The organism is Pseudomonas sp. PS02303 (genome assembly GCF_029959925.1).
Taxonomy (GTDB): domain Bacteria; phylum Pseudomonadota; class Gammaproteobacteria; order Pseudomonadales; family Pseudomonadaceae; genus Aquipseudomonas; species Aquipseudomonas mandelii.
On record NZ_JASCOM010000565.1, the window covers coordinates 1 to 428 of the forward strand.

The following is a 428-nucleotide window of genomic DNA, read 5'->3' on the forward strand; positions in this document are numbered from 1 at the left end:
TAGTTCGGCACGCCTTCGAACAGCAGCGTGGTCGCGCCGTTGGCCAATGGGCCGTAGACGATATAGCTGTGGCCAGTGACCCAGCCGACGTCGGCGGTGCACCAGTAAACTTCGCCCGGGCGGTAGTCGAACACGCGCTCGTGGGTCATGGCGGCGTACAGCAAGTAACCGCCGGTGGTGTGCTGCACGCCCTTGGGCTTGCCAGTCGAACCGGAGGTGTAAAGGATGAACAGCGCTTCTTCAGCACCCATCTCTTTCGGCGCGCAGACACTGCCCGCCACTTTCATCAGGTCTTCGTACCAGATGTCGCGATGCTGGTTCCACTTGATGTTGCCACCGGTGCGCTTGCACACGATGACTTTCTGGATGCTGCTGGTTTCCGGGTTGGTCAGCGCGTCATCGACGTTGGACTTGAGCGGGATCTTCTT

Annotated in this window: 1 protein-coding gene; it reads right to left on the reverse strand. The window is 60.3% G+C overall.

What is annotated here, in order from left to right; genetic code table 11:
• Positions 1–428 (reverse strand): AMP-binding protein (locus QMX98_RS34875; protein WP_282412098.1); only part of this gene is annotated, 428 nt, incomplete at both ends.